The sequence below is a fragment of the Arthrobacter sp. ZGTC131 genome (assembly GCF_002929275.1).
GTDB lineage: Bacteria > Actinomycetota > Actinomycetes > Actinomycetales > Micrococcaceae > Arthrobacter.
Genome location: NZ_PJIK01000005.1, coordinates 150,388 through 173,687, shown reverse-complemented (window position 1 = coordinate 173,687; position 23,300 = coordinate 150,388). Strand labels below are relative to the sequence as shown.

The following is a 23,300-nucleotide window of genomic DNA, read 5'->3' as shown; positions in this document are numbered from 1 at the left end:
CGCGGGCACGGCCGCTGCGGGCTGCGGGTCCTAGTTAGAACCGGCGCACGGGTACACCATTGGAATACTGAATGCTGTTGAAAGGACGAAAATCATGAGCACCCTGAAGGAACGCCTGCACGCCGACGTCGTTGCCCACATGAAGGACGGCAACCGGGTGGCGCTCACCACGGTGCGAAATGTCCTGGGCGAGATCGAAACGCGCGAAAAGTCCGGCAAGACGCCAATCGAACTGGACGATGCCCAGGTGACCGCCCTCATGCAAAAGGAAGCGGCAAAGCGCCATGACACTGCCCGCATCTACACGGAGGCCGGCCAGGAGGGACGCGCCACGGCTGAATTGGCAGAAGCCGAGGTCATCGAGGCGTTCCTGCCTCAGCCACTGACGGCCGGGGAGGTCGAAAGCATCGTTGACGAGACAATCGAAGCCCTCAGAGCCGAAGGCGCGGAGGTGTCCATCCGCCACATGGGCGCAATAATGAAGCCCGTCACGGCCAAGGTTGCCGGACGCTTCGACGGCAAAGCCGTCAGCGAGATCGTCCGCAGCCGCCTTGCGTAGCTAAGGGGAAACGCCAATTTAAGGCAGCACGACAACGAGCGGAGAACGCGAAGGGCTCCGCGAAGCACAAACCCTGCTAAGCACAGCACAGGGACGATGCCGGCGGATCACGCGCGGCGCTTTTTCCAGGCGCTGCTGTTGTGCCGGGCCAACTCCAAGAACTTGGTGAGCGCCTGTCCCTCATCTTCGTACTCTCTGTCAAAGAGCGCGACAGCCTTCTCATCCGCGTAGTAGACACGCCACCCGGAGTCCACCTTCAGGATGCCGGCCTCATATTCGTGTTGGTAGCGGTCCTCAAACCAGTTGTACTCGACGAGATTTTCTGCATCCAGGATTGCGCGAACGCCTGACCTACTTGCCGTTTGGTCCGACGGCAGCAAAGCGCCGACCGGAGGATCAATTGCTGCTGCTGGCGCAGGCCTGGTGCGTGTTCTGGCCCCGCTGAGCCAGTCGAAGAACTGTTTGAAACCCATTCCGGTGTACCCATCCTGTGCGTGATCGAACTGGCCCCACCGTACCAAGGGCTTGTTGTGGCCAACCCTCGTCCTCGGGCGGTCCGCGCTAAAACCGGCGCAGTAAGCCAGCGAGCAACCCAGTTTTTATCAACATGACAATAATCATGCTAACCTCTTAATTGTCATACTGATAATAACGAAGGGTACATGATGAACGTCTTGCTCGACTGGATGAACTCCGCGGCGATCCCCAGCCTGCTCGGCACCCCCGTGAGCTGGATCGAGATCATCGGCTTCGTCACCGGCGCCGCCTGCGTCTACGGCGTCGCCCGGCAGAAGCTGTGGAACTGGCCCATCGGCATCCTGAACAACCTGGCGTTCACCATACTGTTCCTAGGCGCCGGCCTCTATGGTGAATCTGTCCTGCAAGTCATCTTCGCCGCCGTCGCCGTCTACGGCTGGTACAACTGGGTCCGCGGCAACGCCCGGACCGCAGGCAGGAACGACCTGCCCATCCGGGACGCCTCCCGCACGGAGGCGCTCGTCGCACTTGCGGCCACCGCGCTCGGCACGGCCGGGATAGCCATGATCCTCACCCATGGCACCGACTCCCAGGTGCCCTGGCCCGATGCCTTCGTCCTGACGGCATCCCTGGTAGCCACTTACGGACAGGCCCGGAAGATCTTCCAGCACTGGTACGTGTGGATCCTCATCGACGTCATCTCCATTCCGCTCTATCTCAGCCGGGGGCTGACGCTTACCGCCATTCTCTATGTGGGGTTCTTCGCCCTATGCATCTACGGCCTCATCGACTGGAGGCGCGGCCGCGCCGAAGCGCCGGCGACCCCCCAAACTGTCACCGTCGGAGCCTGACATGTACAGGAACGCCATGGTCATCGGTAAGTTCTACCCGCCCCACGCAGGCCACGCCCACCTCATCGCCAGCGCCGCCGCGCAGTCTGAGCGGGTCTCAGTCCTCGTTCTCGGCAGCCGCTTCGAATCCGTCACGGTCGCCGAGCGGACCAAGTGGCTGCAGGAAGAGTTCGCCAACGCAGATGGAGTCCACGTCATAGGAATGCGTAACGACTGCCCTGAGGACTACCACTCCGACGAGATCTGGAAGGCACAGAACGAGCTCATGCGACTGGCGCTCAAGTCACACGGTGTCGTTAAAATCGATGCGGTCTTCAGCTCCGAGGAGTACGGCGCCCGGCTGGCCGAAGCCTTCGATGCCGAGCACGTCCTCGTCGACCTGTCCCGGACCGCGTACCCCATCAGCGGAACGCTGTGCCGCGACGACCTTGGTGTGGCCTGGCCCTGCATCATCGGCCCGGCCAGGCAGGAATTGGCCACCCGGATCATCGTCGTCGGCGCCGAATCCACGGGCACGACGAGCCTGGTCAAAGCGCTCATGGAGCACTATCGGGCTCGGTTTCCGCGGCTGGCAGACGTGCCTGAATATGGCCGCCGGTACACCTACGAGAAGTTCGACGAGCTGCGGGCCGTGAGGCCGGGCGCTCGACTGGACGAGATGGTGTGGACCGCCGCCGACTTTGCCAAGATCGGCGCCCGGCAGAACGCCCTCGAGAACGCTGCCGCCGACGTCTGCCCGCTGGTCATCGCCGACACTGACGCTCTGGCCACCACCCTGTGGGAGCGGTACTACGTTGGTGAGCGCAGCTACGGCGCGTGCAACTCCCTGGAGCACCTGCCGCGGCGCGACCTGTACCTGATCACCGATCATGAAGGTGTGGACTTCGAAGACGACGGCTGGCGTGAAGGCGAACACCGCCGCGCGGAAATGACCGAATGGTTCAAGGAAACCCTCACGGGGGAGGGCCACTCATGGGTCCTTCTTAGCGGCGATCACTTCCGGCGCATGAAAACTGCGGCTGAGATCATCGATCTCATCCTCGCCCAGCGCAGCGGCTTCACCTCCCCGCCCTGGGCCACGCGCACCGCTATTGAAGGGGTGACCGCATGACCCGCGACACGAAAGGCGAACAGGAATTCCTGGATGCCTACAAGCCGAAGGAATATCCCGCTATCGCCGTGACCGCCGATCTGGTGGTCTTCGCAGTCGGCTCGGGCGCGCTTTACACGGCACTGGTCCGCCGCGGCGGCCACCCCTTCAAAGGTGAACTGGCCCTGCCCGGCGGTTTCGTCGGATCCCGGGAATCAGCGGAACAGGCTGCGTACCGGGAGCTCGCCGAGGAAACCGGACTGGACCTGGGCCACCTGCCGGTCCACGTCGAGCAGTTGGCCACCTACAGCCACCCGGAACGGGACCCGCGCATGCGGGTCGTCTCCGTGGCGCATCTGGCCCTGCTGGCCACCGACGGACATAGCCTTCCGGAGCTGTCAGCCGGCACCGACGCCGCGGCCGCCGAATGGCACCCCGTCCACCGGGTCCTCGAGGAGCCGATGGCGTTTGATCACGCCGCGATTCTTCGCGACGGCCTGGACCGGCTGGCCGGGAAGATGGAGTACACCACCGTCGCAGCCCGGATGCTGCCCCGCGAGTTCACCATGACGCAGCTTCGTACCGTCTACGAGGCGGTCTGGAACACGACACTCGCGGCGGGCAACTTCACCCGCAAAATGACGCCCCAACTGGATGACACCGGGCGCAAGACCCAGGCCGCCGCCGGAGGCGCCCCTGCGTCGCTGTTCACTGCCTCGGACCGGCATATCCACCCACCGTTGGCCAAGCCGCGGACGGGCTGACACTGCGTCTGCTTGCCTGGCGAAGGGTGATCCAGCGATGACGAGATCACGTCACCGTGGCCCGGGCCACTGAACCTTTTCCCCAATGATTTATGGCTGTCGCCCGTCGCTGGCCCGGCTCCCGCATCGAAGAGGGTTGACGTGGCGCCTGAATCGGAAGTAATCGGTAATAGGAAGTAGCCGGCGCGGGGCGACCTCGGTGCCGGTCAACGGGATGTGGCGCAGTTTGGGCGCATCCGGCCGGGAGGGGCCGGGGGCCGCAGGTTCAAACCCTGCCATCCCGACGGTGCGGGCCGGAAACGGCAGAGAACAACCTGGATCAGTGCGCTGGCCGTGTTGGGCGCATGGCTGTTCCAAGTCATACCGGTGATCCAGGTGGCCCGCACTTCGTCCCTGTCACCAGGACGGCCTCAGACACGAAAAAGCCCCCGGAATCCTTGAATTCCGGGGGCTTTTCCCTTTGTGCGCGGAGGGGGACTTGAACCCCCACCCCCTTTCGAGGACTAGCACCTCAAGCTAGCGCGTCTGCCATTCCGCCACCCGCGCAGGTGGTATTTCGGGGACCCGTTCCGCCTTTCAGCGTTTCGCATCTCTCCGAAGCAGCGAGAAAAACTCTAACACGAACTTTGGGCAAACATGGAATCGGGCCGACTGGGTAGGCTGAACCTACGCGTTCCGGCAGCCGAAACCCGCCGCCGCCCGCTTGAATCCGCATCCCCCCGATATTAGGAGTGATCAATGTCTCAGATCCGGCCAGAGGATGAAGTCGTCACCATCTGCCAGGAGCTCATCCGCATCGATTCGTCCAACTTCGGGGACGGTTCCGGGCCGGGCGAACGCGCGGCGGCCGAATACACCGCGGGACTGATCTCCGAGGTGGGGCTGGAGGCGGAGATCTTCGAATCGGAGCCGGGCCGGGGCAGCGTGGTCACCCGGATGGCGGGGGAGGACCCCTCCGCAAGTGCCCTGGTGGTCCACGGGCATCTGGACGTGGTCCCGGCCCTCCGGGAGCAATGGTCGGTGGATCCCTTTGGCGCCGAACTGAAGGACGGGCTGATCTGGGGCCGCGGCGCCGTGGACATGAAGGACATGGACGCCATGATCCTGTCCGTGATGCGCGACTTTGCCCGCACCGGCCGCAAGCCGAAGCGCGACATCATCTTTGCCTTCTTCGCCGATGAGGAGGCAGGCGGCGTCCACGGCTCCCAGTTCGCCGTCAAGCACCGCCCGGAGCTCTTCGAAGGGGCCACGGAGGCGATCTCTGAGGTGGGCGGATTCTCCGCCACCATCGGCGGGCAGCGCACCTATCTCCTCCAGACTGCGGAGAAGGGCATTTCGTGGCTGAGGCTGGTTGCCCACGGCCGGGCTGGCCACGGCTCGCAGATCAGCACGGACAACGCCATTACTCGCCTCGCCGGGGCCGTCACGCGCATCGGGGAATACCAATGGCCCATCGAGCTGACGGCCACCACCCGTCAGTTCCTCGACGGCGTAACGGAACTCACCGGCGTCGAATTCGACCCGGACAATCCGGAGAGGCTCCTCAAGGAATTGGGCACAGTGGCCCGCTTTGTTGGCGCCACACTCCAGAACACCTCCAATCCGACCCTCCTGAGGGGCGGTTACAAGCACAACGTCATTCCCGAATCAGCTGAGGCCCTGGTGGACTGCCGGACCCTCCCCGGCCAGCAGGACCAGGTGCTGGAAATTGTGCGGGAGCTTGCCGGCAGCGGCGTGGACGTCAGCTACGTGCACAATGACGTCTCCCTCGAGGTGCCCTTCTCCGGCAACCTCGTGGATTCCATGATCGATGCCCTGCACTCGGAGGACCCCGGGGCCAAAGTCCTGCCCTACACGCTGTCCGGCGGAACGGACAACAAGGCCCTCAGCAAGCTGGGCATCACCGGGTACGGCTTCGCCCCGCTCCAGTTGCCGGACGATCTGGACTTCACGGGCATGTTCCACGGCGTGGACGAACGGGTCCCGGCCGAGTCGCTGAAGTTCGGCGCACGGGTCCTCAACACTCTCCTCACCAACTATTGAGCCATCCCGTGGATCCCGCACAGCTGCTGCCCGACGATCTGCTCGACCGCATCCGCGGAAGGGCCGCAGGCTATGACGAGAGAAATGCCTTCTTCTCCGAAGATCTTGATGAGCTCGCCGCTGCCGGCTACCTGAAGCTTTTTGTTCCGGAGTCCGACGGCGGATCCGGCTTCGGTCTCGAAGCGGCGGCCAGGTGCCAGCGGCGGCTTGCGACGGCGGCCCCGGCCACGGCGCTTGCCGTCAACATGCACCTGGTCTGGACCGGGGTGGCGCGCGTCCTGGCCGCACGGGGCGACGCGTCGCTCGACTTCGTGCTGCGCGAGGCCGCCGCCGGGGAGATCTTCGCGTTCGGGAACTCGGAAGCCGGCAACGACTCCGTCCTCTTCGATTCCCTGACGGACGCGAGACCCCTCCCTGGCGGCGGCTACTCGTTCACCGGCACCAAGATCTTCACCAGCCTCTCGCCGGCCTGGACCCGGCTGGGGATCTTCGGCAAGGACGGCGCTGCCCGCGGCGGCGAGGGGGAGCTGGTGCACGGGTTCATGGACCGCGGCGCCGCGGGGTACCGGATCCTCGATGACTGGAACACGCTGGGAATGCGGGCCAGCCAGTCCAATACCACCGTGCTGGACGGTGCCGAGGTGCCTGCCGAGCGCATCTTCCGGAAGCTGCCGGTGGGCCCAAACGCGGATCCGCTGATCTTCGCCATCTTCGCGTGCTTCGAGACGCTGTTGGCCGCTGTCTACGCCGGCATCGGCGAGCGGGCCCTTCTCTTGGGCGCCGATGCAGCCAAGCGCAGGACCTCCTTCAAGAACGGGGGACGCAGCCTGGCCCAGGATCCGGATATCCGCTGGAAGGTGGCGGAAGCTGCCATGGCCATGGAGGCCCTCTACCCCCAGCTCGCGGAAGTCGCCAGGGATGTTGACCAGCTGGTGGATCACGGAAGCCTGTGGTTCCCGAAGCTCGTCGGACTTAAAGTGCGTGCCACGGAAACGGCGCGGACTGTGGTGGATCTGGCCATCCGCGTCTCCGGAGGATCCAGCTACTTCCGAGGATCCGAACTCGAACGGCTGTACCGTGACGTGCTCGCCGGAATGTTCCATCCGTCGGACGACGAGTCGGCGCACAATACCGTAGCGAACGCGTGGCTCGGACCGCTCGAAGACTAGCGATCAGGCGCTGAGGCGGGGCCTCCGCGGCATGGATCGGCTAGACGGTCCGCTGCACCTGCGTGACCCGGCGCCGCAGCCAGAAACGCCTGCCGCCGCCCACGTACAGCCGGCTGCGCTCCAGTTCCCACTTGCCGTATTCCGAATGTTCAACCAGCCGGCGGCGTGCTTCGGGCAGTGAATCGTCAGGACTGACCGTCAGTACCAGGTACTCGTACTGCTTCACGTAGTCCCGTTCCCGTAGGACCGAGCTGGTCAGAAAATGTTCCTTCATTGCTCTCCATTTTCGTCCTTTTCCCGCTAACGTGAAGGCATGAGCATCGATCCGCGTGTCGCGCTTCAGTCCTTGACTGCCGCTTTGGAAGAACATCTGGCTGCAGCCTCAGCACGCCGGGGCGATGGTGACCCCTCCGTAGAAGCAGCTTTCTTTGCAGTTGCTGATGCTTTCGAAGTCTACGAGGACGCCCTCTATGAGGCCTACAACGAAGTGACGCCGCTGCAGGTGTTCGACGACGAGGAAGAAGACGAAGACGAAGCCGGCGCAGTGGACGACGACGAGGATCTCGAGATCCTGGAGGACTGACGAAGTCCTGAACCGGTCCAGATCCTGGACGCCTCACCAGGTCCTGGACGCCTCACCAGATCCTAGAGTGCCGGGGAGCCGCTTGAGACGTCCTCGAGCGCCCGGGCAATCTCCGCGGGCAGCGGCGTCAGCTGTGCATCCAGAATCTCCTTGAGCTGCACCGGAGTCCGGGCGCCGACGACGGCGGTGGCCACGCCGTGCCGGGTGAGCAGCCAGCTGAGCGCCACATCCAGTGAAGACCTGCCCAGGCCACGGGCGGCCATGGCAACCGCTTCAACGACGCGCGACGCCGGCTGTTCCAGGTACGGCTCCACGTAGGCGGCAAACCTGGTTCCGGCAGCCCGTGAGTCGGCGGGGACATGCCCGCGGTACTTTCCGGTCAGGACGCCGCGCCCCAGCGGTGCCCAGGCCATCAGGCCGAGCCCGGCATCCTCGACCGCTGGGATCAGCTCGGCTTCGGCGTTCCTGCGCACCAGCGAATATTCGGACTGGTTGGCCACGAGCGGGAACCCGGCCACGGCTGCGGCCTTGGCAGTCTGCCAGCCGTTGTAGTTGGAGATGCCGGCATAGCGGGCACGGCCGCTGCGGACCGCGAAGTCCAGCGCCGACAGTGTCTCGTCCAGGGGAACATTGGGGTCCCAGGCCTGGGCAAACCAGATGTCGACGTAGTCGGTCCCCAGCCGGGCAAGGCTGGCGTCGAGCCCTGAGAGCATCGCGTTCCGCGACGCGTCCACCTTCTGCCGTCCGTCCGACGGCGACACCCCAGCTTTGGTGGAAATGACCACTTCCGTGCGGGAGACGACGTCGCCGAGCAAGGCGCCCAGCAGCGCTTCCGCCTGCCCGTCCGCGTAGGAGGCTGCTGTATCAACGAGCGTGCCGCCCGCGTCCACGAAGGTCCGCAGCAGTTCCGAGGCATCCTGGTCATCCGTTTCGCGGGCCCATGTCATGGTGCCGAGGGACAGGGCCGATGATCGTAGCCCGCTGTTGCCGATGTAACGCTGCTGCATAGCAGCAAGCTTACGGGGAAACCACCATCATCATGACGTAGGGTCTTAGCGTGAACTGGATTGAAGCGGCCCTGCTGGGTCTTGTGCAGGGACTGACCGAATTCCTCCCTATTTCATCAAGCGCCCACCTCAGGATCGTGGGGTCCTTCCTGCCGAATGCGGCGGACCCCGGGGCGGCCTTCACGGCGATCACGCAGCTCGGCACCGAAACGGCCGTGATCGTCTACTTCTGGCGTGACATTGTCCGCATCGTCAAGGCCTGGTCCGGATCCCTGGCCGGGCGCGTGTCCCGGCACGACCCCGACGCCCGGATGGGCTGGCTGGTGATCCTTGGCAGCCTGCCGATCATCGTCCTGGGCCTGCTGTTCCAGGACCAGATCGAATCGGTGTTGCGCAGCTTGTGGATCGTGGCCACCACCCTCATCGTGTTCGGCCTAATCCTCGCCGTCGCGGACGCGGTCGGAAAGCAGAAGCGGGACCTGACACACCTGACGTACAAACACGGCATCCTTTACGGACTTGCGCAGGCCATGGCCCTGATTCCCGGCGTGTCCCGCTCCGGCGGGACCATCACGGCCGGCCTCCTCATGGGCTACACCCGGGAGGCGGCGGCCCGCTACTCATTCCTCCTAGCCATTCCGGCCGTGTTCGGCAGCGGCCTTTACCAGCTGTTCAAAGTGGTGACCAAGGAGGGGGTCAGCGGACCTTACGGACTGCCCGAGACGGCCTTGGCGACGCTCATTGCCTTCGTTGTGGGATACGTCATCATCGGCTGGTTCCTGAAGTTCATTTCCACGCGCAGCTACCGGCTGTTCGTCTGGTACCGCATCTTTCTCGGTCTGGCGCTCTACCTGCTGCTCGGTTTCAATGTCATCAGCGCCTAGCACTAGGCTTGGGCTGTGAAGTCCTGGATATCCCGCCCCGTTCCTGAACTGCCGGGCACAATGCCCGCCCTCCGGCTGTACGACACGGCCGCCGGCGGAGTCGTGACCCTCCAGGCCGACGGCGAGCAGTCAATGTACGTCTGCGGAATCACTCCGTATGACGCCACCCACATGGGTCACGCCGCGAGTTACGTCGCATTCGACCTGCTGAACCGGGCGTGGCGGGACGGCGGCCAGCGGGTTGCCTATGTCCAGAACGTCACTGACGTCGATGACCCGTTGCTGGAACGCGCAACCGCAACCGGCGTTGACTGGCGCGACCTTGCTGCCAGCCAGATTGAGCTGTTCCGGACCGACATGGAAGCGCTGAATGTGCTGGCCCCCGATCACTACGTCGGCGCCGTAGAGTCGATGCCGCTGATCGTCCCCGCCATCGAGCAGCTCCTCCAGGACGGTCTCGCGTATCGCGTCACCGGCACCCCCGGCGAGCCTGACGGGGACGTTTATTACGACGTCGAAGCCGCCGGCAAGCACGCCGTCACCGTCGATGCCTGGACACTGGGTGCGGTGTCCGGCCTGCCGGAGTCCGAGATGCTTGAGCTGTTCGCGGAGCGCGGCGGCGATCCCGGCCGTGCCGGCAAGCGCCAGGCCTTGGATCCTCTCCTTTGGCGCGTCGCCCGCGACGGCGAGCCCAGCTGGGAGGGCGGTCTGCTGGGCAAGGGGCGTCCCGGCTGGCACATCGAGTGCACGGTCATAGCCCAGAAGTACCTGCCGGCGCCGTTTACCGTTCAGGGCGGGGGCTCAGACCTCGTCTTCCCGCACCACGAGATGGGCGCCGGCCATGCTTACTCGCTCTCCGGAGTGCCGTTGGCGGAGCACTTTGCGCATGCCGGAATGGTCGGTCTGGACGGCGAAAAAATGAGCAAGTCCAAGGGCAACCTCGTCCTCGTGTCCAAGCTGCGGGCGGCGAGGGAGGAACCGGCGGCCATCCGGCTAGCCATCCTGGCACATCATTACCGCTCTGACTGGTCCTGGACGGATGAAGGATTTGCGCAGGCCAAGGAACGGCTCGAACACTGGCGCGGGGCGCTGGCGGTCACGCCCGCCGGGTCGGCAGCAGCCCTCATGGGGGCCATGCGCGCGGCGCTCTCCAATGACCTTGACGCGCCCTCTGCCCTGGCGGCCGTGGACGGCTGGGCGGCGCTGGCGACGGCCGGCGGGGCAGCGGCGTCGGCCGCGGACCGGGCCCTGGTGAGAGACGCCGTCAACGCGCTGCTCGGCGTCGAGCTCTAAGGCCTGACCCGCGCTCCAAGCCGAAAGCGCCCAGCAGCACGAGGCGCCGCCCGGCCTAGGGCTTGTCCTTGCCCCTTCGCTTGAGGTAGCGCTCGAATTCCCGGGCAATCGACTCGCCGCTGGCCTCGGGAAGATCGGCGGTGTCCTTCGCTTCCTCCAGCTGCCGCACGTAGGCCGCAATTTCGGGGTCTTCGGTGGCCAGTTCATTGACGCCGCGTTCCCAGGCATCGGACTCCTCGGCCAGCTCATGGGTATCCAGCGGGACCTGCAGCAGTTCCTCGATGCGGTGCAGGAGGGCCAGCTGGGCCTTGGGTGACGGGGCCTGCGCCACGTAGTGGGGCACCGCAGCCCAAAGAGACACGGTGGGAATTCCCGCAAGGAGGGACACCTCGGACAGGACTCCCACGATGCCCACCGGCCCTTCGTACTGCGAGGCCTCCAGGTTCAGCCGCTCGCGCAGGGCGCTGTCATCCGTTGATGTGCTGACCGGGATGGGCCGGCTGTGCGGCACGTCCGCCAGCAGTGCCCCTACCAGAATCACGTAGTCCACGTGGAGGGCTTCGGCGTGCACCAGCAGTTCTGCCGTGTAGGCACGCCACTTATACGACGGTTCGGTTCCCTGGATGAAAATTACGTCCACGTTGGTCCCGGGGGCGCTGGCCTTGTAGATCCGGGTGGACGGCCATTTGATCTTCCGCTCGCCGGACGCCGTACGCCGCACGGTGGGCCGCGTGAACTGGAAGTCGTAGTACTCGTCGGCGTCAATGGAGCCGACCTTCTTGCCGCCCCAGAGCTTATTCAGATAGCGCAGTGCGTCACTGGCGGCTTCCCCGGCATCGTTCCAGCCCTCGAAGGCAGCCAGCATCACCGTGATGCGCTGGCCTTCGGGAACAGGCTGCAGCAGCTGCTCCGTCTCGGGCTCGGTGCCCGGTTCGGTGGTGTCTCCGTCGTCGAAGCTATTCATCCCTTCACCCTACGTCCACAACCGTTCCCGATGCATTGAATGAACCGCCACAGATCGTGACAAGTACCGGGAAAGCGGCGCGGTCCCGAAGGCATATTCGCCGAGGGCGTAGGCCAGGGGCCCTCCCCGGGCAGGGGCAGCCTGGTGGCCCCGTAGACTGGGGACCATGCAATCTTCTGCCGATCAGCCCCTTCTCAAAGCCGTTTTATGGGACATGGACGGCACCATAGTCGACACCGAGCCGTACTGGATAGAGGCCGAACACGGCCTGGTCGAGGCCCACGGAGGAACCTGGTCCCATGAGCAGGCGATGCAGCTCGTGGGCCAATCCCTGGTGCATTCGGCCGGCGTCCTCCAGCGCGCCGGTGTGCAGCTTGAGGTCCGGGAAATCATCGACACACTCACCGCGCAGGTCATCAGCCGGGTGCGGAGCCACGTGCCGTGGCGGCCCGGTGCCCGGGAGCTGCTCGATGAACTTTTCACCGCCGGCGTGCGTTGTGCCCTTGTGACCATGTCAGAGGCGCCCCTTGCCCGGGAAATCGTGGCGAGCCTTCCGCAGCCTTACTTCGAGTTCCTGGTCACCGGCGACACCGTGACGCAGGGCAAGCCGCACCCCGAGGCGTATCTCAAGGCCGTCGAACTGCTGCGGCAGCAGGACCCCGGACTCACAGCGGCCCACTGCGTGGCGCTTGAGGACTCGGCTCCCGGCGTCGCGGCGGCAGTGGCCTCCGGAGCGGTAACAGTTGCGATTCCGCACATCGTGCCGCTGCCCGAAGATCCGCGCCGGGCCATGTGGGATTCCCTGGAAAACCGCACCGTGGCGGACCTTGAGGAGCTGGTTGCGCGCCGGCACGGGTCCGTTGCGGGTGCGTCCACTGTGCCTGCCGCTGCGCTGGACAGCCTCAACTAAGGAGCCCGGCACGTGTCTGACCCCGATACCACCGGACAGCGGCCCCCGCGCCGCAGCCTCCGCGAGGGCATCCCGCTGGGCAGGATTGCCGGCGTGCCCGTCATCCTTGCCTATTCCTGGTTTGTCATCGCCGCCTTCACCGTGGCCGCCTACGGCCCCGTACTGGCCTACAGGAACCCCGCCCTGGGAGCAGGCGCATACTATGTGGCCTTCGCCTACGCCCTGCTGCTGCTGATCTCGGTGCTGGTGCACGAGCTTGCCCACGCCCTGACGGCAAAGTTGTACGGCTGGCCCAGCGAGAAGATCGTCCTCAATCTCTGGGGCGGCCACACCCAGTTCGAGAGCTTCACGGCCACCCCGGGACGGTCCGTGCTCGTGGCGATGGCCGGGCCGGCCGCGAACTTCATGCTCGCAGGCGCTACCTGGCTGCTGGTATCGGCTGTTCACCCGACCGGTGTGGCGGACATCCTGACCAACATCTTCCTCTGGGCCAACCTCGTCATCGGCATCTTCAACGTCCTGCCCGGGCTGCCCCTGGACGGCGGCAGGCTCGTCGAATCTGCCGTCTGGAAGGTCACCGGCAGCCATGCCAAGGGCACCGTTGCGGCGGGCTGGGGCGGACGGATCATTGTCATCGCCCTAGCGCTGTGGTTCGTTGCCCTTCCCCTCCTCCGCGGAGGCGAGCCAGACACCAGCACGCTGCTCATCACCGTGCTGGTGTGCGGATTCCTGTGGATGGGCGCGTCGGGTTCCATCCAGCAGGGCCGCCTGCGCAGCAGGCTGCACCTGGTAAGCGCAGCAGCGCTGGCTGAACCGGCGGTCGGTCTTCCCGAATCGGCGACCGTTGCCGACGTCCTGCAGGTGACAGCGGGCGGAGGGCCCGCCGTCGTACTTTGCGCGCCGGACGGCAGGCCCACCAGTGTGGTTGACCCGGCTGCGCTGGCGGCCGTTCCGGCTTCGGCTGCGGCGGCCACGCCGGCCAGTGCCGTAGCCCCCGTCCTCGGGGCCGGGGCGTATGTCCCGGAATGGTCCAAGGGCCAGGAACTGCTCGAGTACCTCGCCCAGCTGGAGGGCCACGTCTACGCAGTGATTGACCACAACGGACGGGTGACCGGCCTGCTGCGTCAGTCCACGGTGGTGACAGCCATTACAGGCAAGGTACCCCGCGAAAACACGCGGCCGCAGGACCAGAACCGGTAGAGTTACGTGCCGGTCGTGAAATCGGCAGCCGAGACACGGCCCACCCCTGCCGCACCGCCACGGGGCACGGCAACACAGCTTTACAGGAGCGAGGAATCTTCATGAGCAGCGAATCTGCCGCCAACGGGACCAGTATCGGCCATTCCGACGCCGGAGCAGCCGGCGCAGGGGACCAGCCGGTCGGCGCTGCCCGGCGGCGAGGCCCCTTCCGCGAAGGAGAGCGAGTCCAGCTGACGGACGAGCGCGGGCGCATGAATACGATCAGCCTCGAAGCCGGCGGAGCCTTCCACACGCACCGCGGGTTCCTCAACCATGACGAGATCATCGGCAAAGTGGACGGCTCCGTGGTGGTCAACAACGTGGGGCAGCAGTACCAGACGCTGCGCCCCCTGCTGTCCGACTTCGTCCTGTCCATGCCCCGCGGTGCCGCCGTGGTGTATCCCAAGGATGCCGGCCAGATCGTCACCATGGCGGACATCTTCCCCGGCGCCAGGGTGGTCGAAGCGGGCGTCGGCTCCGGTGCGCTCTCCATCTCGCTGCTGCGCGCCGTCGGCGACCACGGTTACCTCCACTCCTTCGAACGCCGCGAGGAATTCGCAGCCATCGCCCGCGGCAACGTGGAAACCATCTTCGGCGGCCCCCACCCGGCCTGGAAAATCTCGCTCGGGGATTTCCAGGAGGAAGTGGTCCGCACAGAAGAGCCCGGATCCATTGACCGGGTGGTGCTGGACATGCTGGCCCCCTGGGAATGCCTCGACGCCGTGGCCACGGTCCTCGCTCCGGGCGGCGTCTGGATCAACTACGTTGCCACCGTCACCCAGCTGTCCCGCACCGCCGAGGCCATCCGGGCGGACGGCCGCTTCACGGAACCGGATGCCTGGGAATCCATGGTCCGCGGCTGGCACCTTGAGGGCCTTGCGGTGCGCCCCGACCACAGGATGGTCGCGCACACCGGCTTCCTGCTGGTTACCCGCCGGCTGGCCGACGGTGTGACCGGCATATCGGTGAAGCGGCGGCCGTCCAAGACGGACTTCAATGAGGAGGACGTCAACGCCTGGACGCCCGGCGCTGTCGGGGAACGCCTGGTTTCCGACAAGAAACTGCGGCGCGCGGCGCGGGACGCCATCGCGGGAACCAACGTCAAGGACGACCCAGAGATCACAAACTAGTCCGTATTTCGGATGTCTTCAGCAGTACCCGCCGACTTGGGGCTATGGTCTTAAGAGAAGCGCAGGAAGGAGCTGATGCATCATGGAGACGCCGAACAATGACTCCGTACCTACGCCGTCCGAGCAGGCGGCCAACGAGCTGTCTGTTGCAGACCGGCAGGTCAACATCCTCCGGGATAAGCTACGGCACATCGACCGTCAGCTGGCGGCTGCCACGCAGAACAACACCAAGCTCGTGGCGATGCTGGAAACGGCAAAGTCGGAGATCCTGAGGCTGAAGAACGCACTCGACCAGGAGGGGCAGCCGCCGTACAGCTTCGGAACCATCCTCCAGCTGAACCCCAGGCGGCAAGCCACCGCCGGCGGCAGCGGCCAGGCCGCCACCGAGGAATCGGTGGACATCTTCAACGCAGGCCGGAAAATGCGGGTGGGCATCAGCCCACTGGTCAACATGAACCAGCTTGCCGTCGGCCAGGAAGTCCTCCTCAACGAGGCACTCCTGGTGGTTGCCGGCCTCGGCTACGAACGCGCCGGGGAACTCGTCACGCTCAAGGAAATGCTGGGCCCGGACCGTGCACTGGTCCTTGGCCGGGCAGATGAAGAGCGCGTCATCCGGCTCGCCGGGCCGCTCCTGGCCCAGAAGCTCCGCGTCGGTGATGCCCTGTCCATCGATTCCCGCACGGGCTACGCCCTCGAAAAAGTCCCGCGGTCCGAGGTGGAAAACCTGGTCCTCGAAGAAGTTCCGGACATCACCTACGAGGACATCGGCGGCCTGGGTCCCCAGATCGAGCAGATCCGCGACGCCATCGAGCTGCCGTTCCTGCACCCCGACCTGTACCGCGAGCACGGGCTCAAAGCGCCCAAGGGCATCCTGCTCTACGGCCCTCCCGGCTGCGGCAAGACGCTGATCGCCAAGGCCGTGGCAAATTCGCTCGCGGCCCGCGCGGCCGAACGTTCGGGCAACATCGATCTGAAGAGCTACTTCCTCAACATCAAGGGCCCGGAACTCCTCGACAAATACGTGGGCGAAACCGAACGCCACATCAGGCTCATCTTTTCCCGCGCCCGGGAGAAGGCCTCGGACGGCAGCCCCGTCGTGGTGTTCTTCGATGAAATGGATTCCCTGTTCCGCACCCGCGGCACGGGCATCTCGTCCGACGTCGAAACCACCATCGTGCCGCAGCTCCTCAGCGAAATCGACGGCGTGGAACGGCTGGACAACGTCATCGTCATCGGCGCATCGAACCGCGAGGACATGATCGACCCCGCCATCCTGCGGCCGGGCCGCCTGGATGTGAAGGTCAAGATCCAACGTCCCGACGCCGAAGCAGCGGCCGACATCTTCAAGAAGTACATCACCCCCGACCTGCCGTTCCATGAGGATGACCTCGTCGAGCATGACGGCGACGTGCACGAGACGGTCGCTGCCATGATCCAGCGGACCGTCGAGGCCATGTACTCCACGGAAAAGTCCAACGAGTACCTCGAGGTCACCTATGCCAACGGCGATACCGAGATGCTGTACTTCAAGGACTTCAACTCGGGCGCAGTGGTGCAGAACGTTGTGGACCGTGCAAAGAAATATGCCATCAAGGATCTCCTGACCACGCAGCAGAAGGGCCTGCGGATCGACCATCTGCTCCGCGCGGTGGTTGATGAGTTCCGCGAGCACGAGGACATGCCCAACACCACCAACCCGGATGACTGGGCACGCATCTCCGGCAAGAAGGGCGAGCGCATCACATACATCCGCACCATCGTCCAGGGCAAGGCCGGACAGGAGCCAGGCAAGTCCATCGAGACGATGCCCAACACGGGCCAGTACCTGTGACAGCCGGTTCCGGGTCAGCGCCGGGGGGAGCCCTGCCCGTAGGCGGCGCCATGCGGGTGATGGGGTCGGAAACCGAATACGGCATTCATGCGCCGTCCGCTCCCGGAGCCAACGCCACCATGATGTCTGCGCGGGTGGTGCAGGCGTACGCCCAGGTCACCCGCCTCAGGGCTGCCGGCGGGGCCGAGACCCGGTGGGACTACACGGACGAGGAGCCACTCCACGACGCCCGGGGCTGGACCTTGGAACGGGGCCAGGCCCATCCGAGCCAGCTGACCGACCAGCCTCCCGTGCTCGACGCCGAAGCGGTGGCGCTGGCCTACGGGCGCGACGAGCTGGAACTTGAGGGGGAGGACGAGTCCGGCTCGCTCCTGATGAACATGGTCCTCGGCAACGGGGCACGGCTATATGTGGACCATGCCCACCCGGAGTACTCCAGCCCGGAGGTGACCAATCCGGCCGCCGCAGTTGCTTGGGATGCTGCCGGCGACCTCGTGGCGCTGTCCGCCGTCCGGCGGCTGGCCGGCGACACAGAGCTCCCGCCCGTGAACCTCTACAAGAACAACACCGACAACAAATCGGTGTCCTACGGCAGCCACGAAAACTATCTCATGCCCCGATCGGTCCCGTTCGGCGACATTGTGCGGGGACTGACACCGTTCTTCGTAACCCGTCAGATCATCTGCGGCTCGGGACGGGTGGGAATCGGCCAGGACAGCTCCCGCCCGGGCTACCAGATCAGCCAGCGGGCGGACTTCTTCGAGGCGGAAGTGGGTCTGGAGACCACCATCCGCCGCCCCATCATCAACACTCGCGACGAACCGCACGCCACAGCGGACAAGTACCGCCGCCTGCATGTGATCATTGGCGACGCCAACCTCAGCCAGGCGTCCAACTACCTCAAGTTCGGCACCACCGCGATGGTCCTGAGCCTGATCGAGGCCGGCCTCGCGCCGAAGATCGAAGTCCACGAGCCCGTGTCGGCCCTGCAGGCCATCAGCCACGACACCTCTCTGACGGCAAAGATCCGGCTGCTGGACGGCCGCCGGGTGACGGCGCTGGATCTGCAGTGGATTTACCACGAGGCCGCGGCAAAGCTGGCGCAGGACACCGGTGTTGCCGATGCCGTGGACGGTGACGGCCACACCCACGCCGTGCTGGACCGCTGGGCCGCGACGCTCACGCAGCTGGACAGCGACCGCACCGCGGCAGCCACCTCCGTGGAATGGCTGGCCAAGCTGTCCATCCTGGAGGGATACCGGCAACGCGACGGCCTCGACTGGAACGATGCCCGCTTGGGGCTGGTGGATCTGCAGTGGGCGGACATCCGGCCCGAAAAGGGTCTGTACTACCGGCTGCTGTCGAGGGGGCGCATGCAACGGATAGTGAACGACGCCGACATCGCCACCGCGGTGACGGAACCGCCGTCGGACACTCGGGCATACTTCCGCGGACGCTGCGTCAGCAGCTTCAGCAAGGACGTGGTGGGGGCTAGCTGGGACTCGGTGATCTTCGATGTGCCCGGATACGGCCGGCTGCAGCGCGTCCCCACGCGCGAGCCGCTTCGGGGCACAAAAGCGCTGACCGGGGCCCTGTTTGCGCGGCACCGTGAGGCCGGTTCCTTCCTTGCGGAACTCCTTGGATCCGCACCGGCTCCGCCACCGGCATAAAGCGTCCCGAAGAGCCGCTTTGCGTGGCACTATTGGCATACAGGATGTCCTGCCGGAAGCGGCGGGACTGTACGAAGGAGATGAAATGGCAGGGCAGGAGCAGCAGCAGCCGCAGCCACGCGACACCGAGGTCGAGGAAGAGGTCCCCGCGCCGCCGGCACCGGCCGAGGGACAGGCGTCCGCATCCACGCAGGGTGTTGACGATCTCCTGGACGAGATCGACGGCGTCCTGGAGTCCAATGCGGAAGAGTTCGTCCGGGCGTTCGTGCAAAAGGGCGGACAGTAGCCCGGCAGCGCCACCACCCCGCACCGGGCACGGAGGCCTGAGGTACCGGACAGCCGCTGAATTACGTTGAAGGAGTGCACCAGTGCAGGAGACAACAGCCAACAAGGTAGCCGCCAACGCGACGTCGTCGTTCACTGAGCATCTCCAACGCGACCGTCCGGAACTGCTTCCCTATAACCGGCCCTTCGAGTACGGCCCCTCCGCCGGTCAGCCGCTGCAGGTGCCGCACGCCACCACCATCGTCGCCATGACGTACGCCGGCGGCGTCGTCATGGCGGGTGACCGCCGTGCCACGATGGGGAACATCATCGCCAGCCGTCACATTGAAAAGGTCTTTCCTGCGGACCAGTACTCTGTGCTCGGCATCGCGGGGACGGCGGGCATCGCCATCGATCTCACCCGGCTGTTCCAGGTTGAACTGGAGCATTACGAAAAGATCGAAGGAACGCTGCTGAGCCTGGACGGCAAGGCCAACAGGCTCGGGGCTATGATCCGCGGAAACCTGCCCATGGCGCTCCAGGGGCTCGCCGTGGTGCCGCTGTTCGCCGGCTTCGACACCGCGGCCGCGGTGGGCCGCCTGTTCTCCTACGACGTGACCGGCGGCCGGTACGAGGAGCAGGAGCACCACGCCGTAGGCTCCGGCTCCATGTTCGCGCGCGGCGCGCTGAAGAAGCTCTGGCGCCCCAACCTCCTGGAGGAGGAAGCCGTGGCGGTCGCCGTCGAGTCCCTGTACGATGCGGCCGACGACGACTCTGCCACCGGCGGCCCGGACCCTGTCCGCCAGCTGTGGCCCGTGGTCTACACCGTCAACCGTGCCGGCGCGAAGCGCGTCGCCGAGCGGGAACTCGCCGCCGTGGCCGGGACCATCATCGAGTCCAGGGCAGCTGCCCGGCGGGAGGCCTGACATGACCCAGCAGTTCTATGTTTCACCTGAACAGCTGATGAAGGACCGTGCGGACTTCGCACGGAAAGGCATCGCGCGGGGCCGTTCGGTGATCGTCGTAAGCTGCGAGGACGGCATCGCCCTCGTGGCCGAAAACCCGTCGCCGTCGCTCCATAAGATCGGCGAAATCTACGACAAAATCGCCTTCGCCGCCGTCGGTAAGTACAACGAATTCGAAAGCCTGCGCCAGGCCGGGGTCCGCTATGCCGACGTCCGCGGGTACTCCTACGACCGCGACGACGTCACCGCCCGGGGCCTCGCCAGCGTCTATGCACAGAGCCTGGGCGCCGTTTTCACCGCGGAGCAGAAGCCTTTCGAGGTTGAGCTCGCCGTGGCAGAGGTTGGTGCGTCCCAGGACCGCGACCATCTCTACCGGCTGACTTTCGACGGCTCCATCGCCGATGAGCACGGCTTCATCGTGATGGGCGGGCAGGCTGACAAGGTTTCCGGAGCTGTCGAGGCCGGCTGGCAGCGTGATCTTTCGTTCGCGGCGGCCATCCGTCTCGCCGTGAAGGGCCTCGGAACTGACAACGAGTCGCCCGAGCTGCCGGCAAAGGCTTTGGAAGTGGCGGTGCTGGACCGCGCCTCGGAAAGCAGCAGGGGGACCCGCCGGGCATTCCGCAGGCTGTCCGACGTCGACGTCATGGAACTGCTGGCTGAGGAGAACTGAAATGGACAAGAGGATCTTCGGTATTGAGACCGAATTCGGCATTTCCTATTCGAGCCCCGATTCGCGCCCGCTCGCGCCCGAGGAGGTGGCACGGTACCTGTTCCGGAAAGTGGTCAGCTGGGGGCGGTCCTCGAATGTCTTCCTCACCAACGGGTCCCGCCTGTACCTGGATGTCGGCTCGCACCCGGAATACGCCACGGCTGAATGCGACGACCTCGCGCAACTGATTGCCCACGACCGTGCGGGCGAACTCATCCTGGACGACCTCGTGGACGAAGCCCAGTCCAGGCTTGCAGCCGAAGGATTCAACGGAACGGTCTACCTGTTCAAGAACAACACAGACTCCGCCGGTAACTCCTACGGCAGCCACGAGAACTACCTCATACCGCGGCGCGGCGAGTTCACTCGGCTGGCCGAAATTCTCATTCCGTTCCTTGTCACGCGGCAGCTCATCGCCGGTGCCGGCAAGATCCTCAAGACGCCCCATGGTGCCACCTACGCCTTCTCCCAGCGCGCGGACCATATCTGGGAGGGCGTCTCCTCCGCCACCACCCGCTCCCGTCCGATCATCAACACCCGGGACGAACCGCACGCGGACGCCGAGTTTTATCGCCGCCTCCATGTGATCGTCGGCGACTCGAACATGTCGGAGACCACGGCACTGCTCAAGGTCGGCACCGTTGACCTCATCCTGCGGATGATTGAGGCCGGGGTGATCATGCGGGACATGCGGATGGAAAACCCGATCCGGAGCATCCGGGAGATTTCCCACGACCTCAGCGGCAGGGCCCTGGTCCGGCTCGCCAACGGGCGCCAGCTCACCGCGCTGGAAATCCAGCAGGAGTACCTCAACAAGGTCACGGCCTTCGTCCAAGAACATGGCGCGCATAACCGGCACGTGCCGCTGATCCTGGACCTGTGGGGGAGGACACTACGCGCCATCGAAAGCGGCGACACGAGCACCATCGACACCGAAATCGACTGGGCCATCAAGAAAAAGCTCATGGACAGCTACCGCAACCGGCACGGGCTGGGGCTCGATGCTCCGCGGATCGCCCAGCTGGACCTTACGTACCATGACATTTCCCGCAGCCGCGGCCTGTACTACCTCCTGCAGGCGCGGGGCGCCGTCCGGCGGGTCACCGATGAGACAGCCATCAAGGACGCGGTGGATGCGCCGCCGCAGACCACCCGGGCGAAGCTGCGCGGTGATTTCGTGCGCAGGGCCCAGGAACTGGGACGCGATTACACGGTGGACTGGGTTCACCTGAAGCTCAACGACCGCGCCCACCAGACCATCCTGTGCAAGGATCCGTTCCGCAACGTTGACGAGCGCGTGGATGCGCTTCTGGATTCTATGGGCTGATACCCAGCTTCAGGCGTTACTCTGGAATAGGCTGTTTTGCGGCCCTGACTGCCCCGCCGTGGGTATTACCTGCCGCGGCAACGCATCCATCTTGCCCCGACGAAAGTTCTTACGTGCGCCGACTACTAGCAATTCTCCTTCCCGGACTGCTTCTGCTGACCGCCTGCGGCGGCCAGCCTGCAGCCCCGGAACCGACCAGCCAGTCCGCGGGTGAGACCGCCAAGCTGGACTCTCTCAAGCTGACGGAAAAGGGCGACAAGAAAGCCCCGGGCGTAGAGTTCACCAAGCCCCTCGACGTCGCCGAGCCCACCGTCAAGGTGGTTACGGAAGGCAGCGGCGAACGGGTCAAGGCCAACCAGGTCGCCGAGATCTCCGTGCTTGCCCTCAACGGCAAGGACGGTGCCACGCTGGACGACAGCTTCCCCCGCGACCCCGAACCGCTCGAGCTGAACGACAAGCTCAAGACCGGCAGCGAAATCGTGTACAACGCTTTTGTCGGAGCCAAGGTGGGCTCGCAGCTCGCCCTGGCCATTCCGGGCAAGGCTGCCGCTGAAGGCGCCGAAGCCCAGCCGACCCAGCTCCTGATCATCAAGGTCCTGTCCGCCAAGGACGCGCCGAAGGTGCTGGAGAAGCCGGAGGGTGACGCCGTCACGCCGCCGGCCGGACTGCCGACCGTGACCGAGAAGGACGGCATCCCGGAGATCTCCGTCAAGGGCGTCGCAGCCCCGAAGAAACTCATCGCCCAGGACCTCATCAAGGGCAAGGGCCCCGAGGTCAAGGCCACGGACACCCTGACCGTCAATTACGTGGGCGTGGCCCTGGCCAGCGGCAAGAAGTTCGATTCAAGCTTTGACCGCAAGGAGACGGCCTCGTTCGGACTGGACAAGGTCATCAAGGGCTGGACGCAGGGCCTGACCGGTAAGACGGTGGGTTCCCGTGTCCTGCTCGTCATCCCCAAGGACCTCGCCTACGGCGATGCCGGCCAGGGGGACGCCAAGGGCGACCTCGTGTTCGTCGTCGACATTCTGGGCACCAAGTAAGTTCGCCACAGCAGTTTCCCAACCAAGCAGAAGGAGCACCCATGTCATTTGGTCAGCGAGACCTCGACCGCCAGAAGCCGGAAATCGACTTCCCTGAAGGCCCGGTTCCCACCGAACTCGTCATCACCGACCTCATCGAGGGTGACGGTCCGGAGGCCAAAAAAGGCGACACCGTCTCAACCCACTACGTCGGCGTTGCCTGGTCCACCGGCGAAGAGTTCGACGCCTCATGGGGCCGCGGCGCCCCGCTGGACTTCCGGGTCGGCGTCGGCCAGGTCATCCAGGGCTGGGACCAGGGCCTGCTTGGCATGAAGGTCGGTGGCCGCCGCCGCCTCGAGATCCCCTCTGAGCTGGCCTACGGTTCCCGTGGCGCCGGCGGGGCGATCGGCCCCAATGAGGCCTTGATTTTCGTCGTCGACCTCGTAGGCGTCCGCTAGAGACTCCTCGCTGCACCGGAAGCGCGGCAACAATCGGATGGAATGTCCGCATTGTTGCCGCGCTTTCGCGGTTTTCCCCGGGCAGCTTTTGGTA

24 protein-coding genes and 2 tRNA genes are annotated in these 23,300 nt (G+C 65.3%); 21 read left to right on the top strand and 5 right to left on the bottom strand.

Annotated features, from left to right (window positions below):
* Window positions 1-94: 94 nt before the first annotated feature.
* On the top strand, window positions 95-559 hold the full coding sequence (locus CXQ90_RS09015) for a GatB/YqeY domain-containing protein (protein WP_104138566.1): 465 nt from the start codon (window positions 95-97) through the stop codon (window positions 557-559).
* 107 nt (window positions 560-666) lie between these two features.
* Here the strand turns inward: CXQ90_RS09015 and CXQ90_RS09010 are convergent, their stop codons facing one another.
* Window positions 667-1,032: a hypothetical protein gene (locus CXQ90_RS09010; RefSeq protein WP_104138565.1), complete on the bottom strand. Its 366-nt coding sequence runs from the start codon at window positions 1,030-1,032 to the stop codon at window positions 667-669.
* Between the two features lie 189 nt (window positions 1,033-1,221).
* Between CXQ90_RS09010 and pnuC the strand changes: the two genes are divergently transcribed.
* The 4 genes from pnuC to CXQ90_RS08990 all read left to right on the top strand — a co-directional run bounded on the left by pnuC (window position 1,222) and on the right by CXQ90_RS08990 (window position 4,025).
* Window positions 1,222-1,887 carry a nicotinamide riboside transporter PnuC gene (gene pnuC / locus CXQ90_RS09005; RefSeq protein WP_258064433.1) on the top strand — a complete coding sequence of 222 codons (666 nt, stop codon included), beginning with the start codon at window positions 1,222-1,224 and terminating at the stop codon, window positions 1,885-1,887.
* A 1-nt stretch (window position 1,888) separates the two neighbouring features.
* Window positions 1,889-2,998 (top strand): AAA family ATPase, encoded by a 1,110-nt coding sequence (locus CXQ90_RS09000; RefSeq protein WP_104138563.1) that lies wholly within the window; start codon window positions 1,889-1,891, stop codon window positions 2,996-2,998.
* On the top strand, window positions 2,995-3,741 hold the full coding sequence (locus CXQ90_RS08995; RefSeq protein ID WP_104138562.1) for an NUDIX domain-containing protein: 747 nt from the start codon (window positions 2,995-2,997) through the stop codon (window positions 3,739-3,741). Before CXQ90_RS09000 ends, CXQ90_RS08995 begins: the two co-directional genes overlap by 4 nt.
* 210 nt (window positions 3,742-3,951) lie before the next feature.
* Window positions 3,952-4,025 (top strand) — tRNA-Pro (locus CXQ90_RS08990).
* A gap of 179 nt (window positions 4,026-4,204) precedes the next feature.
* Here the strand turns inward: CXQ90_RS08990 and CXQ90_RS08985 are convergent.
* Window positions 4,205-4,287, bottom strand: a tRNA-Leu gene (locus tag CXQ90_RS08985).
* A gap of 192 nt (window positions 4,288-4,479) precedes the next feature.
* On the opposite strand from CXQ90_RS08985, the gene CXQ90_RS08980 reads away from it, so the two are divergent.
* Complete coding sequence (locus tag CXQ90_RS08980) at window positions 4,480-5,784, top strand: M20/M25/M40 family metallo-hydrolase (protein ID WP_104138560.1); 1,305 nt, start codon at window positions 4,480-4,482, stop codon at window positions 5,782-5,784.
* Window positions 5,785-5,792: 8 nt separating this feature from the next.
* Entirely contained in the window at window positions 5,793-6,953 is a 1,161-nt protein-coding gene (locus CXQ90_RS08975) for an acyl-CoA dehydrogenase family protein (protein WP_104138559.1), read from the top strand.
* Window positions 6,954-6,993: 40 nt separating this feature from the next.
* Here the strand turns inward: CXQ90_RS08975 and CXQ90_RS08970 are convergent, their stop codons facing one another.
* The gene (locus CXQ90_RS08970) at window positions 6,994-7,227 is read right to left on the bottom strand and encodes a DUF5703 family protein (protein WP_104138557.1); all 234 of its coding nucleotides are present in this window, start codon (window positions 7,225-7,227) and stop codon (window positions 6,994-6,996) included.
* A 39-nt stretch (window positions 7,228-7,266) separates the two neighbouring features.
* Between CXQ90_RS08970 and CXQ90_RS08965 the strand changes: the two genes are divergently transcribed.
* Window positions 7,267-7,536, top strand: a complete 270-nt coding sequence (locus CXQ90_RS08965) for a hypothetical protein (RefSeq protein ID WP_104138556.1) — start codon at window positions 7,267-7,269, stop codon at window positions 7,534-7,536.
* Between the two features lie 62 nt (window positions 7,537-7,598).
* Here CXQ90_RS08965 and CXQ90_RS08960 read toward each other — a convergent pair whose 3' ends face one another.
* Window positions 7,599-8,543 (bottom strand): aldo/keto reductase, encoded by a 945-nt coding sequence (locus CXQ90_RS08960; protein WP_104138554.1) that lies wholly within the window; start codon window positions 8,541-8,543, stop codon window positions 7,599-7,601.
* Window positions 8,544-8,593: 50 nt separating this feature from the next.
* On the opposite strand from CXQ90_RS08960, the gene CXQ90_RS08955 reads away from it, so the two are divergent.
* Window positions 8,594-9,427, top strand: a complete 834-nt coding sequence (locus CXQ90_RS08955) for an undecaprenyl-diphosphate phosphatase (RefSeq protein ID WP_104138553.1) — start codon at window positions 8,594-8,596, stop codon at window positions 9,425-9,427.
* Between the two features lie 15 nt (window positions 9,428-9,442).
* A complete protein-coding gene (gene mshC, locus CXQ90_RS08950) occupies window positions 9,443-10,720 on the top strand; it encodes a cysteine--1-D-myo-inosityl 2-amino-2-deoxy-alpha-D-glucopyranoside ligase (protein ID WP_104138551.1) in 1,278 nt (425 codons plus the stop codon).
* A 55-nt stretch (window positions 10,721-10,775) separates the two neighbouring features.
* Here the strand turns inward: mshC and CXQ90_RS08945 are convergent, their stop codons facing one another.
* A complete protein-coding gene (locus tag CXQ90_RS08945) occupies window positions 10,776-11,684 on the bottom strand; it encodes a PAC2 family protein (RefSeq protein ID WP_104138550.1) in 909 nt (302 codons plus the stop codon).
* Between the two features lie 166 nt (window positions 11,685-11,850).
* Here CXQ90_RS08945 and CXQ90_RS08940 point away from each other — a divergent pair, with 166 nt between their 5' ends.
* From CXQ90_RS08940 to CXQ90_RS08890, 11 genes are all read left to right on the top strand, one after another.
* Window positions 11,851-12,594, top strand: coding sequence for an HAD family phosphatase (locus CXQ90_RS08940; RefSeq protein ID WP_104138548.1), 744 nt, complete (start codon window positions 11,851-11,853; stop codon window positions 12,592-12,594).
* A gap of 12 nt (window positions 12,595-12,606) precedes the next feature.
* A complete protein-coding gene (locus CXQ90_RS08935) occupies window positions 12,607-13,794 on the top strand; it encodes a site-2 protease family protein (RefSeq protein ID WP_104138547.1) in 1,188 nt (395 codons plus the stop codon).
* 101 nt (window positions 13,795-13,895) lie between these two features.
* A complete protein-coding gene (locus CXQ90_RS08930; RefSeq protein ID WP_104138545.1) occupies window positions 13,896-14,963 on the top strand; it encodes a tRNA (adenine-N1)-methyltransferase in 1,068 nt (355 codons plus the stop codon).
* Window positions 14,964-15,045: 82 nt separating this feature from the next.
* Window positions 15,046-16,794: a proteasome ATPase gene (gene arc / locus CXQ90_RS08925; protein ID WP_104138543.1), complete on the top strand. Its 1,749-nt coding sequence runs from the start codon at window positions 15,046-15,048 to the stop codon at window positions 16,792-16,794.
* Window positions 16,795-16,844: 50 nt separating this feature from the next.
* Window positions 16,845-18,464: a depupylase/deamidase Dop gene (gene dop, locus CXQ90_RS08920; RefSeq protein ID WP_104138542.1), complete on the top strand. Its 1,620-nt coding sequence runs from the start codon at window positions 16,845-16,847 to the stop codon at window positions 18,462-18,464.
* 85 nt (window positions 18,465-18,549) lie between these two features.
* Window positions 18,550-18,750, top strand: coding sequence for a ubiquitin-like protein Pup (locus CXQ90_RS08915; protein WP_104138540.1), 201 nt, complete (start codon window positions 18,550-18,552; stop codon window positions 18,748-18,750).
* A gap of 82 nt (window positions 18,751-18,832) precedes the next feature.
* Window positions 18,833-19,654 (top strand): proteasome subunit beta, encoded by an 822-nt coding sequence (prcB, locus tag CXQ90_RS08910; protein WP_104138539.1) that lies wholly within the window; start codon window positions 18,833-18,835, stop codon window positions 19,652-19,654.
* Window position 19,655: 1 nt separating this feature from the next.
* Entirely contained in the window at window positions 19,656-20,363 is a 708-nt protein-coding gene (gene prcA / locus CXQ90_RS08905) for a proteasome subunit alpha (protein WP_104138537.1), read from the top strand.
* A 1-nt stretch (window position 20,364) separates the two neighbouring features.
* Entirely contained in the window at window positions 20,365-21,729 is a 1,365-nt protein-coding gene (gene pafA / locus CXQ90_RS08900) for a Pup--protein ligase (protein ID WP_104138536.1), read from the top strand.
* Between the two features lie 113 nt (window positions 21,730-21,842).
* A complete protein-coding gene (locus CXQ90_RS08895) occupies window positions 21,843-22,769 on the top strand; it encodes an FKBP-type peptidyl-prolyl cis-trans isomerase (RefSeq protein ID WP_104138534.1) in 927 nt (308 codons plus the stop codon).
* 41 nt (window positions 22,770-22,810) lie between these two features.
* On the top strand, window positions 22,811-23,206 hold the full coding sequence (locus tag CXQ90_RS08890; protein ID WP_104138533.1) for an FKBP-type peptidyl-prolyl cis-trans isomerase: 396 nt from the start codon (window positions 22,811-22,813) through the stop codon (window positions 23,204-23,206).
* Window positions 23,207-23,300: the final 94 nt, after the last annotated feature.